This is a genomic window from Clostridium sp. Cult1, assembly GCF_021655095.1.
GTDB lineage: Bacteria > Bacillota > Clostridia > Tissierellales > Tepidimicrobiaceae > Schnuerera.
Genome location: NZ_PPXW01000001.1, coordinates 286622 through 299591 on the forward strand (window position 1 = coordinate 286622; position 12970 = coordinate 299591).

Sequence of the window (12970 nt, forward strand, 5' to 3'; positions counted from 1 at the left end):
AAAGATATATTTGACTATCACCTAAGAACAATCTCAAATATCCAAGGTTATCAAACATTCTAATCTCCAATTCAGCTTTTTTATTTTCATAATCTATTTCAGTAACTGCTATATCCAGTTGGGGTGGCGTTGTATCAACATAGAACCTTCTCACTATACTTCCTTTCGCACCTGATTTAGATATAGCTTCAACGCTAATCTCTTTATATCCATCCTCTAGATCAATATTTTTATTGAAACTATAAGCAGGCCCCGAATACAATATTGTAGATGGGTCATCAGGATGTTGTATATCTACATGGTCTAAATATTCAAACTCTGTTTCTACGCCGTTAATCATTAATTTATCTAATAACTCAAATCTTCCAATGTAACCTTCAAATTGGACTTGATTTGTAGTATATGTTTCAAGTAATTTTGGTTGGAGCAAGAATATATAAGGATGAGCATTATCTATAGCAGCCGTTATTTCAGCAAATCCTGTATTATAAGCATTGTCTACCGCTATTATTTCCACCAGATTATCTCCTATATATCCACTCATATCTATTTCGTAAGACATTTCATCTGGATTAGCTATTATTAGGTCATTATCAATTGTTTCACCATTTATACTAACTACAAAACCTAAGATTCCAGCATTCTCTTCTACCACTTTCCAAGAAACTTTATTAGTTTCTTCATCAAAAACTAGTTCTATAATCTCTGGGGCCACTGTATCTATAGTAATAGGAATCCGTTTAGACTGTTTTTCTGCCTTATCATAATGAACTCTGGTCTCAATCTCATAATAATAATCTCCATCTGGTAATATTTCTCCATTTACATCCCCATGCCACCAAGCATCCATTATCATGGAAACTGGAGAATACCTACCTCCATCTATATAATTCTTTCTCTGATATTCTTCCATTAGAATTGTCCTTAGAAGATTTCCTTCTCCATCTAATATCTTATAATTAACAATTTCTGCATTCCTTAAAAATGATAGGTATGGAAGAACATTATCGGTTCCAAACATTAAACCATCTATGGTTCCAGGACTCATAAATATACGATTAGGTGTAGAATAGTAATAAGCATTTCCTTCTAAATCTACATAAAGCATACCAGAAGCATTGAAATAAGATGATTCCTCTTGATCTATAAATCTCAGTCCATCAAGTATATCCGGTTCTCCCCAATCTCCATAGAACCCTACATAGGGCACAGAAATAGTTGGATTCTCATCTTGAGGATCAGACAATATTACAAAACCTTCGACAAACATATTTGGATAAATTGAATTATCTGTACCAATATCTACCATAACTGCAAATTCTACTTCTCCATTAGCAGGAATAGTTATATTTTCTGGTGCATAAATATTTGCATTAGAAATATAATCCGATGTTAAAGAGTTTAAATTGGTATCAGGAAAAATATAATCCATTAAAATTTTTATATCTACGTTATAGGTCTTATCTTCATTAGAATCATTTATAGCTTTGAAATTCATGGTAAAAGACGTGTCTTGAAAATCCTTTAATTCTACTTTAGCTTCATTGGTTCTAGATTCTACCAATCTAACAGGAGTACTAATAGCCCCATAAAGATTCATTAGTCCTGCTCCTTGTCTTCTTGGAGAATATTCATAACCATATTCATCACAGACTATATTAGCAGTATTCATCAAGATAACCTTAGCAAGTTTAGTCTGTTCATCTAAACTTAAACTACTGTATTCTTCATGCTCCTTTATATATTCCATAACAAGAGCTGCTCCACCGGCAACATGTGGTGCTGCCATAGAAGTTCCACTCATCATTCCATATTTATTATCATTTAATGTCGAATATATATATCTACCAGGAGCAGTGATTTCAGGTTTTAGTTCTAGTGAAGGAGTTGTACCCCATGATGTGGATTCTGCCATTAAATTTGCATTTGGATTAGGTACAGTCAATAATTCATCAGAAAAAGTTATAAATTTTTCTTCTAACTCCATTAAACTAGTTCCACCCTGATACCCTATAAATATAGCAGGTATTTTTAATACTGATGGAGTTGCCATATTTACCAATTCCTCTCCGCCAGCCTCATGATTATACACTATTACTCCAGCTGCCCCAGCATCCTGAGCATTTTGTATTTTATCAGCGAAATTAGGGGTTGATCCTCCACGTATAATCAATGCTATTTTCCCTTCTACATTCGTCAATTCAGAAGGATGTCCCGATCCTCCGTCAACAAACTCCTGGAGCCCTGGTAGTCTATCTGCAGGGTCAATATTTCCAGCTATAGCCATCGGAATATAGTGTTCTTCACCATTTAATTCATAGAACAAAGAGTTTACTTTTTGGTGGCTATTCTCTATAGAAGCCACTTGTATTGTATCCTTATTCAATCCAGGAGCACCTACTACTCCTATATCTGGATTTTGTTTCCAAGGATATCCATAATTAGTATTTGTCCATCCATAGGTAAAGGATCCTGAATTGCCTGCTGAAACTGAACATACTATTCCATTATCTGTTGCATTTGTTATGGCAATATCCTCTGCTGATTCTGGAATATAGAAACTAGCAGCAGACCCTAAACTCATATTTATAACATCGCTGCCTAATCTTACAGCTTCGTCTATAGCTACTAAATATATATCACTAAATGTTGTGGCATAGATTGGATCATTGGAAAATACTTTCATACCCAATAATTGAGCTTCAGGTGCAACACCCTTTATACCACCATTTTCGATATCTCCATTTGCCCCTGCAATACCTGCTACATGCATCCCGTGTTCAGAAGCAGCAGGCCCTAAATCACGAATCTCATTATTTAAATCATAGTAATTATATCCGTAAGGAATCTTTTCAGTGAAATACTTTCCGAGTAGATCCATTCTATCTATTGTTTCTTTAGTTAGTTTTGGATTAGTACTTTCACTAAGCACCATGTCCTTATGGGTTGGGTCAACACCGCTATCTATAATAGCTATTACAGTACCTTCTCCTTCATAACCTATATCCCAAGTAGGGATTGAACCAATCATATCGTTAGATGAATCCAAATCTGGTTTGATTATAGGTCTTTCATATTCATTTGCAATATATACTTTTTTTACATAAGGCAATTTCTCTATTGCTGGAATATCCCCATATTTGGCTTTGCCACTAAAACCATTAAAGGCAGTTTTAAAATTGTGAATGAAATCCATTCTTATATCATTAGATAAAATATTTTGTTTAACCTTCTCTTGTTCAATCTCTATTTGTTTTTCAATTTGACTAGCTAAATTTAGTTCTCTATAAGACATATTTCTTTCTGTTGCATAGACTATAGAGGGTTTTGATTCTAATTCAACAATTATTCTTACTTCTTCACTATCTTCAAAGATATCATCAGTAGAAACAGAATCTTTTTCAATCTTACTTAAAGGATCTGAACCAAATTGCTCTATTACCTTCCGGTGTATTTTCCTTTGCCTTTCAGTTAAATTATTTTGATTTTCTGCAAAGGCAAAACCAGATAATATTAAAGAAAGTATTAATAATATGGAAAGGATTCTAATTCTTATTTTCAAATGATCTCCTCCTCTTAATTTTTTTTGCAATTTAGCCCAAAGGAAACAGAACCTTTGGGCTGATTTTAATTCTAATGAAATTAACTATTAATGATTTAAAACTACATCTTCAAAAATATAAATAAATACATCATTTCCATCATAAATTCTAATATCTACAGTGTCATATTGATTTATATTGTAAAATATCATTCCAGATTCCTCTCCAATAGGAACTATATCTGTTTCCATAATGTTTTCTGTCCCATCTTCACTATCGGATAAATGATATACAACATCAAACTTTTCAGCATTTTCTATATTATTGACTTCAATAGAAACATATCCAAAGGTAGGTATAAACGATGGACGAAAAGTAGCAATTATTTGTGGTTCTTCTACATCTTCTTCATCTAATGTAACAGATATTCTTCCTTTTAAATCTTCTATCGTAGTACCATCTTCTACTCTAACCCTCCATTGAGATTGTGCACCTTCTATTTTATTAGTTGGTACATTGTCTACATATACAGTTATAACCTTTGCCACATATTCTTCCTTTATTTCAATATTTACATAAGTATTACTAGTGATATCACTCTCTCCAACAAATACATTCTCTACTTCCACTGGCCAGTCTTTAACTACTGGAACAATTACTTTAACAGTAGTTTCTACCTTTAGTTCTAAGCCCAATCTATTTTTAATTCCCTCTGGTAACTCAAAAACTCCTATAGCTATATATTCTCCTTCTAAATCTTTATCATAATTTCTAATGCTCCAGTCTAAACTTACAATATGGGTATCCCCTTCGCTATCTTTTATGGTTGTAGTCTTACGCAATTTACTTATAGCTTCTTCTTCTGATGTGCCTATATCAACTTCAATATTAGGTACAGAAGTTATACTTATAATATATGGGTCATCAGGATCCCCTGGATCTTCATCTTCAATTTCAACTATTCTCGCAACCCCATCAACCACTTTCAACTCGTGGGTATATTCAATTTGTCCATCAACTTTATATTTTTCATTGTTAATAATATCCCTAAGTTTAAATAAATTGTCTATCATTGCTAACCTAAAATCTAATATTATTCCACTATTAGTTTCTAGATATAAAGTCCATCCCTTTTCTTCTGCGGTCCCAACATAATGTCTAATAGCATCATAGAGTGTATGATCTCCCTCCATTGAGTTGCTTATAGCTTCTTCATAATCAACAAATACCATATTCCCATTTTCATCTTTAAAATAGACATTTTTAATATTTACATTGGTTCCAGAAGATGCAAATACAAAAGCTGGAAGTACCAATAATGCTATTATTATAAATGACAATATTTGATTAAAACTTAACTTTTTCAATTTAAAACCCCCTTCTACAATCAATATTATTCTAAAGTTTTAACTATCCGTCATGTCTTTTACCTTAATAGTCATAGTTTCTTCTTCTCCGTTTCTAAAGACAGAAATTTTAACTATATCTCCTATTTCTAAATCTAAAGTTGATCCTTTCCACTTCCCATCATTTTCATCATAGGCTAATTTTTGACCATTGGCTTTTACTTCTGTTGGCTTGTCCTCTGAATTAGAAATTACATGTATATAGGTAATCCCCAGAAAATCTTGTTTGACTATTGCTTCAACATCATTGATTTTTACTTTACCAATAATATTGTTTAAAGCATATATGGCTTCTCCTCGAGTTATGTTCCTTTGAGGTTTAAAAGAACCATCTGGAAATCCTATCATATATTCTCTAGCAACTACTGCCCCTACATATCCACTACTCCAACTTATTTTGTCTTTATCTATAAAATCTTCAATTCCCTTTTCATTTAAATCTAGATTCATTATTCTAGCTATAATAGTTGCAACTTCTTCCCTAGTAATTGGATTATTTGGTTTAATTGTATTATCTTTATATCCTGTTACATAGCCAGCAGCTGATGCCTTTTGTACTGTATCATAAAACCATTGTCCTTCTACTACATCAACATAATCTATCGTTTTTTCCTCTGAAAATCCGAAGGCATTGTTTGTCAATTTCATAAATTCTGCTCTTGTAATTTCATTATTTGGTTTAAAGGTACCATCAGAATAACCATTTGCCAATCCTCTTTCAATCCATTGCAATATTACTTTTTCAGCCCAATAGCCTGAAATATCGTTAATTTGGGCATGTCCTTCTAAAGGAAATACAGATATTAATAAAATTACTGTCATAACCATCCATAATACTCTTCTATGTTTATTACCTACCATTCTTAGTTCACCTCTTATTCAGATTCTTTTTTATAAATTTTCCTCCTTCCTTTGTGATTTTCTACTTGATATGAAATATGGAACAGTTTTGAGTTGCTACCTACTTAGATGTGAAGTTTTAATTAGCTTGTACTTTTATTTTATTTTACAGACAATCCTTATTATTTTTTATCATATCTTGTAATAAATAAGTTGTTTTTTTCTGACTTTATCTTATGATTTCTATTGTTTTTCATGGTGGTAAATGTATTTACTTTTTATTTTGATAATTTTTTATATCTAAAAAAGTCTTATCTATATGAAAATTGTCTAACGATTTTTATAAAATAAACAGCAGCAAAAAGAAAAAATTCTTTTTGCTGCTGTTTATTTTATAAGTCAAAGGCATTATTATCAACCTAACTCTTCTGAGATATCTTTTGTAAAATATTTTCTCTTTAAATCAATAATTTAAAAATAGATGTCATTTTTAGTACATTGGTTTGATGACGTAAGTTACCATATTAAGCCTTATCTCAGTATAATAGGCAAGTAGAACTATTACCGACACTTCTTTATTCTATAGATCTTTTTAAATTGCCTACCATAATGGCTGTAATTATAGTTCCTACTAATATAGCTATAGTATATAACAATACTCCTTCAACTGCATTTGGAATTGGTAGTACGAAGACTCCTCCATGTGGAACTGCTAATTTTACTTTAAATAACATAGTCAATGCTCCTGCCACACCAGAACCCGCCATTAAAGAAGGTATTACCCTTATTGGATCAGCAGCTGCAAATGGAATGGCTCCCTCTGTTATAAAAGATATTCCTAAAACTAAAGCAGCTTTTCCAGCTTCTTTTTCTTCCTTTGTAAATTTTCTTTTATAAAGAAGTGTTGCAATCCCTATGCCTATAGGCGGTGTCATACCAGCTGCCATAACTGCTGCCATCACTGAAGAAGATTGACCAGCCGCAATAGTTCCTACTCCAAAAGTATAAGCAGCTTTATTTATTGGTCCCCCCATGTCAAATGCCATCATCAATCCAAGTACAAGCCCTAATACTATTGCACTACCTTCCTGTAGATTATCTAGCCAATTTGATAATCCTGCATTCATTGCTGCTACAGGAGTACCAATTACATAGATCATCAACAACCCTACAATTAATGACGATAATAAAGGTAAAACTAATACTGGCATTAGCCCTTCCATTGTCTTAGGTAGCTTTATCCACTTCCTCAATAAAACTATAATATAACCTGCTAAAAATCCTGCAATAATTCCTCCTAAAAATCCTGCGCCAATTTGACTAGATAGCATACCTCCTATCATTCCTGGTACTAATCCAGGCCTATCAGCTATTGAATAAGCTATAAATCCAGACAGTATAGGTATCATAAGAGCAAAAGCTGAACCTCCACCAATTAGATTTAAAGCCCAAGGTAAAGTCCCTTCATTATCAGCGGCATGTATACCAAAAGCGAAGGATATTGCTATCAATATACCACCTGCTACTACAAATGGTATCATGTATGAAACCCCTGTCATTAGATGTTGATATGGTCCTTTTTTAATTTGCGTATGTCTGTCTTTTTCTTTATGAACTTTTTCAACATGCTCCTTAGTCTTCTCCAATTTCATAGCATCTTCAATTAGCTGTTTAGGATTCTTAATAGCGTCTTGGACAGTTCCCTCTAAAATAGGAAGTCCATCAAATTTAGTCTTATCAATCTTAGTATCTGCAGCTATTATTACTGCATGGGCTTCTCTAATTTCTTCCTCTGTTATTTCATTTTCTACACCTATAGATCCATATGTCTCTACCTTAATATCTACTCCAGCCTCATTTGCTGCCATTTGCAAAGCTTCAGCAGCCATATAAGTGTGCGCTATCCCGGTAGGACAAGATGTTACTGCTAATAGTTTCACAATATTTCCCCCTTTCCAATATTTTAGAAAGCTTCCAATATATCTTCATAGTTTTGAGCTTTCATTAACTTATCTCTTACATCACTATGCATAAGTCTTCTTGATATAAAGCTTAGTATTTTTAAATGTATATCATCAGACTTATTTGGAACTGCTATTAAAAATATTAAATTAACTGGCTGCCCATCCATGGAATTAAAATTAATTCCATCCTTACTTATTCCAAAAGCTATAGCAGCTTGATAAACAGCTTCACTTTTCCCATGAGGTATTCCTATTCCATAGCCAATTCCAGTAGAGAATTCTTCTTCTCTTTTCATAACTGCTAATTTAAAGCCTTCTTTGTCTTTAATTGCACCATCCTTATATAAAATCTCTATTAATTCGTCTATAACTTCTTCCTTATTCCTTCCTTGTAAATCGAAAGAAATCCTATCTTGTGTTAATAGTTTTCCAATTTCCACAATCCTCTCTCCTTTATCATAAGGGTTTTACTGTAATATTTTTTGATATTTCTCTTATTGTATCTATATCTGGTATTTTAGTACCCTCAGTCATAACCTTTGCTGTGCCACAAGCTATGGCTAATTTAAGAGCTTCATAATCAGTAAGATCATTTTCAATAGCATAAATTAATCCTGCAACCATTGCATCCCCTGCACCGACAGTGCTCTCTATCGGTACTTCAATCCCTTTAGAAATATAGGTATTTTTTGTAGTGGTATATACAGCACCTTCTGCTCCTAAAGAAATCAATACTTTTTCTATTCCTTTATCAATTAATTTCCTCCCCCCTTTTAAAATGGAATTTATGTCCTTTTCATCTACATTTACTATCTTCTTCAATTCATGAATATTCGGCTTTATAGCATAGGGTATAGCCTCTACACCATTAATCATTGGACTTCCATCTGCATCTAAAATCACCTTAACTGATTTTTCTTTTAACACCTGGGTAATATCTCTATATATATGATGCTCAATTCCTTCAGGTAAACTACCAGATAATACTACTAAATCATCCTCTTCTACCAGTGCTAAAAAATAATTTAGGAAATCTTTTATCTCCTTCTTTTCCATTATAAATCCCTTGTCATTTATATCTGTAATAGTTCGATATCTTTTTTCAACTATCTTTATATTGGTTCTATTTTCTCCCGGAATTATATAAAAATCGGTTTCAATGTTTAAACCTTCTAAATAGTCTAGAAAAAAACTAGAATTTTCATCTCCCAATATACCTGTACATACACTATCTACACCAAGTACCTTCAACACCTTGGATACATTAATTCCTTTGCCCCCTACATCCTTTCTAGAAACTAAACTTCTATTTACTTTACTTCTTCTATATTCATCTATTACTATAGTCTTATCTATAGCTGGATTTAATGTTACAGTATAGATCATATTATCCTCCCTCAGTATTAAGCCAATATATTGATACCTATATTTTCATAATACTCCATTTCCTCCTTAGGTCTTTCTCTATTGGTTATTATATAGTTAATATCTTTAATGTCACATATCCAAGAAAAATAAACTTGCTCAAATTTGGATTCATCTACTAATAGATATACCTTATCTGCTACATCCATCATAGCTTGCTTTACCCCTGCTTCTTGTAACGTTGGAGTCGTTATTCCAGATTTTAAAGATACACCATTTGCTCCTAGAAACGTTTTATCTACCCTAAATTGTCTTATAGTTTTTTCTGCAATAGAACCTATCTGAGCTTTAGTATTGCTTCTTATGATTCCACCTGTGTTTATTAACTGAATATCCTCCCTATTAGATAATTCATTTGCTAATGCGATAGAATTGGTTATAATAGTTATATTTTTGGCATTAATAAATTTTGATAGATGCCAAGTAGTAGTTCCAGAGTCTAATATTACAGTATCTCCATCTTTTATTTGTTTTGCTGCTATCTTTCCTATTCTTTCTTTTTCCTCTGAATATTTATCCTGTTTTTCAACAAAAGTGGCCTCTAATTTGTTAATCTGTGTAGATACAGCCCCTCCATGAGTCCTCATTATTAGCCCGAACCTTTCTAGCTCATTTAAATCTCTTCTAATTGTCGATTCAGATACCCCGAACTCTCTAGATAACTCCCCCACCTTTACACTATCTCCTCTATTTATTATCTCTGCTATCTTCAACCTACGTTCTTCAGCAAACATATTGTCTCTCCTTTGATTGTTTATAATTGTTTTATTTACATTTTGTGATTGTTTTTGATTTTTTATGCTTGTTTATGCTTATTTATATTCTATTCCAAACTTGTTGATTTGTCAATATATATATTTATTTTTAAGGAAAATAGCCAAGGATTAGATTAATCCCGAATTATTCATAGCTAAAAAAGTAAGATTCTCATCATAAAAACTATCTTGAGCAGTTTTGTTTACTAAATACATTAAGGGTTTTACTAAAAAAGGGTATATTTTCCCCTTGTTTGACGCATTTAGTTTTTTGAAACTTTCAAGGTTCACTACTCAGTTATTTTAACTTTGGCAGTAACTTAATATTATGAAGGGTTTAATAAAGCTCTTTTTGTAAGGATAACTTTAGAATACAAATTAATAATTTTACAACCACCAAAGTACAAGAAAATACAAAAGTTAAAGAATATATGGGAAATATGATTTGAAAGTCACCATAGGTGGGTAATAAAAGGATTAGTTATATTATGTTGATTTTAGATATGACCAATTTAAAAGATATTTAAGAAAGCTATAGAATACTATCCAGTATCTGACGCTACTGCACTACAACTATTGTCGCAAAGAAAACTGAAAATCTCACCATCACATTTGAACTTTCAGAAAAGCTAATCTACTATCAAGACTATGTGGTTTCTTAAAATAAAAAATATGGTTTGTAAATTCAATGCTGAAATAAGTCTACAGGAGATATAGTATGGGACAGTGAGAACCGTCCCCACTGTCCCTCTTTTTTAATGAGTTTGACTTTGGCATTCTGAAATTTTTATATCCTCTCTATTTTCTACTGCTGCTTCAATAGCAAGGGTTAAGGCCTTAATGATATCATTTAAATTCATACTTGCTGTGGCTCTTTTGTCAACTACTTGTTTAGGAAGAAAAGGAACATGAATGAATCCACCTCTTATATTAGGATACTTCTTATCAATTAGATAATGAAGTCCATACATGATGTGATTACATACATAAGTTCCAGCAGTATTTGATATACTTGCAGGGATATTCCCTTCTCTTATTTTTTGAGCCATAGCCTTTATAGGGAGTTTGGAAAAATATGCTGGCTCTCCATCTTCAAATATTGGTTCATCTATGGGCATATTTCCTTCATTATCTTCTATAGGTGCATCGCTTATGTTTATAGCGACTCTTTCTATAGTAATATCAAATCTTCCTCCTGCTTGTCCTACACATATAACTATATCAGGATTTTCTCTTTCAACAGCTTCCTCTAATCTTTTTATAGACTTATTAAATACCGTAGGCATTTCAACCTTGACAATCTCCGCTCCAGCGATTTTATCATCTAACCTTTTTACTGCTTCATAAGCAGGATTTACGCTTTCCTCTCCAAAGGGATCAAATCCAGTAACTAATATCTTCATTTTTCAAACCTCCTTAAAATGCCCAGACAAGCATGAGTACTATATGTATAACTAATAGTGTCAATGCTATTGGTGCTTGAATTTTTATAACTCCATTTTTATCCTTTATTTCAAGTATTGCTGCAGGAACTACATTGAAGTTTGCTGCCATAGGAGTAAGTAGTGTACCACAATACCCAGCAGTTAACGCCAATGATCCAGCTATAGCTGGATTTGCTCCTTGACTATATACAAATGGAATTCCAATACCTGCTGTTATAACTGCAAATGCAGCAAAAGCATTTCCCATTATCATAGTAAACAAAGCCATTCCAACACAATAAGCTATAACACCAAATACTATATTTCCTGTAGGTATCGCCTTTGAGATACCACTAGCTATAACTTCTCCCACTCCAGCTGCATTGAATAATGCTCCTAAAGCAGCTAACAATTGAGGAAGTATGGAAAAAGGTCCTACTTGTTGAAGTAATCTATTTCCTTCTTCTATAGCTTCATTAGCACTAGCTTTGGTTATAATAAAGCCCGAAACAGTAGCAACAATAGCACCAATACCCATCCCTACCAATCCACCAAGGGATGTAAATTGACCGATAACAAAAGCGAATATAGCAATACTTAATACTGGTATGAACAATTTGTTTCCTAATATTTTTGATTTTTCTATTTTAAACTTCTCACTTATCTCTTTAAAACTTCCTATTCTAACCTGGTTTGTTGCAGTCAATACTCCCATTAAAAGTACTAATACTCCAACAAATTTCGCAGGTAAAATTTTTCCAAATATAAATGTAATGGAAAGTATTCCCCAAAAAAGTCCTGTCCCAAATCTACTCTCTAAACTCTCATCTTTAAAAGAGTATATTGCAGTTATCAATGATACTATCCCAGATAGTATATATAATATTTCCAACGCCAATATAATCACCGACCTTAAATTATTTGCTTTTTGACATAAATTTATCAAGTTTTTTATCGTATATTCTAAATTGAACAATTGTCAGCAAAACTGCAATTATGGCTATAGGTATAGAGGCGTTTGCCACTTCTTTTTCTGTAACCTGAACTCCCAGCTCATTCAGCGTCCCTACTATTAGTAATACTCCCCCTGCAGCTATAAATACATTTTGCCCATAGAAGTTTGCATAATTCTCAACTGCAGCTGCCATGCCCTTTATACCCTCTACTGCGTCTTCAGAAATATCTCCATATTTATTTCTAGTTGCTCCTTCTGCCATTGGATATATAAGGGGTCTTATAAATTCAACATGTCCACCTATTCTCAAAGAGAGTGCTGCTGCTATTGTTCTGATAACCATATAGATTGATAATATCTTTCCAGTAGTTGCAGCTTTTAGCTTACTTATAAGTTCTGCTGCTCTTTGTTTAAGACCATATCTCTCCAGTAGCCCTATAATAGGTAATGTGACAAAGAATACTGTCATATATCGATTTGTCACAAAAGCCTCACCTAAAATATTGAGTATTTCTCCAAAACTTAAACCCCCTACTAATCCAGTTACTACTCCTGCTGTGAGAACTACAGCTATAGTATCTAGTTTTAGAATAAATCCTATAACGATGATTACAATCCCTAGAAGTTTTACCATTCATCCCCACCTCCATTGTTTTTAT

At 32.7% G+C, this 12970-nt stretch carries 10 protein-coding genes; all 10 read right to left on the bottom strand.

Annotated features, from left to right (window positions below):
• Positions 1-3562 (bottom strand): S8 family serine peptidase (locus tag C3E89_RS01300; RefSeq protein WP_236910692.1); only part of this gene is annotated, 3562 nt, incomplete at its 3' end.
• An 87-nt stretch (positions 3563-3649) separates the two neighbouring features.
• A complete protein-coding gene (locus C3E89_RS01305) occupies positions 3650-4909 on the bottom strand; it encodes a hypothetical protein (protein WP_236910693.1) in 1260 nt (419 codons plus the stop codon).
• A 39-nt stretch (positions 4910-4948) separates the two neighbouring features.
• The gene (locus tag C3E89_RS01310) at positions 4949-5809 is read right to left on the bottom strand and encodes an S-layer homology domain-containing protein (RefSeq protein ID WP_236910694.1); all 861 of its coding nucleotides are present in this window, start codon (positions 5807-5809) and stop codon (positions 4949-4951) included.
• Positions 5810-6363: 554 nt separating this feature from the next.
• Entirely contained in the window at positions 6364-7731 is a 1368-nt protein-coding gene (locus tag C3E89_RS01315; protein ID WP_236913421.1) for a PTS fructose transporter subunit IIC, read from the bottom strand.
• A gap of 20 nt (positions 7732-7751) precedes the next feature.
• The gene (locus tag C3E89_RS01320) at positions 7752-8192 is read right to left on the bottom strand and encodes a PTS sugar transporter subunit IIA (RefSeq protein WP_236910695.1); all 441 of its coding nucleotides are present in this window, start codon (positions 8190-8192) and stop codon (positions 7752-7754) included.
• A gap of 16 nt (positions 8193-8208) precedes the next feature.
• Positions 8209-9138: a 1-phosphofructokinase gene (pfkB, locus tag C3E89_RS01325; RefSeq protein ID WP_236910696.1), complete on the bottom strand. Its 930-nt coding sequence runs from the start codon at positions 9136-9138 to the stop codon at positions 8209-8211.
• Positions 9139-9155: 17 nt separating this feature from the next.
• The gene (locus tag C3E89_RS01330) at positions 9156-9911 is read right to left on the bottom strand and encodes a DeoR/GlpR family DNA-binding transcription regulator (RefSeq protein WP_236910697.1); all 756 of its coding nucleotides are present in this window, start codon (positions 9909-9911) and stop codon (positions 9156-9158) included.
• Between the two features lie 776 nt (positions 9912-10687).
• A complete protein-coding gene (gene pcp / locus C3E89_RS01335; RefSeq protein ID WP_236910698.1) occupies positions 10688-11335 on the bottom strand; it encodes a pyroglutamyl-peptidase I in 648 nt (215 codons plus the stop codon).
• Between the two features lie 13 nt (positions 11336-11348).
• Positions 11349-12254 carry a DUF979 domain-containing protein gene (locus C3E89_RS01340; RefSeq protein WP_272876547.1) on the bottom strand — a complete coding sequence of 302 codons (906 nt, stop codon included), beginning with the start codon at positions 12252-12254 and terminating at the stop codon, positions 11349-11351.
• Positions 12255-12273: 19 nt separating this feature from the next.
• The gene (locus tag C3E89_RS01345; protein ID WP_236910699.1) at positions 12274-12945 is read right to left on the bottom strand and encodes a DUF969 domain-containing protein; all 672 of its coding nucleotides are present in this window, start codon (positions 12943-12945) and stop codon (positions 12274-12276) included.
• Positions 12946-12970: the final 25 nt, after the last annotated feature.